Genomic DNA, 282 nt, shown 5'->3' with positions numbered 1-282 from the left:
GCGTGAGGAACACCGAGATCAGGTACAGGGTCCGGTAGCGACTCTCGTGCCAGCCGGCCTGTTGCAGCAACTGGCGGGCCTCGCTGTCCATCAGTTGCAGGCGCCGCACCCAGAAGCTGTCGTCCATCCGCTCGGTCATGCCGGCCAGCCACCTGGTCGAGCCGCCAGGGTTGGCCAGCGCTCCCAGGCGCCTCTCGATCAGGCGCTGCTCGCGGCTGCCGTTGCGCGCCTGGAGCAACAGCAACAAGGCACCGCCGACCGCCATCAGGAGCGCCGCGAAAA

The 282-nt window shown here is 68.4% G+C and carries 1 pseudogene; it reads right to left on the bottom strand.

Features of this window, described 5'->3' with window-relative positions:
- A pseudogene (gene tadC, locus G5A07_RS21230) lies at nt 1–282 on the bottom strand (type 4b pilus Flp biogenesis protein TadC); the annotation flags it as partial.

The organism is Stenotrophomonas sp. AS012628 (assembly GCF_010608305.1).
In the GTDB taxonomy this organism is placed as follows: domain Bacteria; phylum Pseudomonadota; class Gammaproteobacteria; order Xanthomonadales; family Xanthomonadaceae; genus Stenotrophomonas; species Stenotrophomonas geniculata.
The sequence above is the reverse complement of the archived record's forward strand: the minus strand, read 5'-3'. Positions and strand labels throughout refer to the sequence as shown.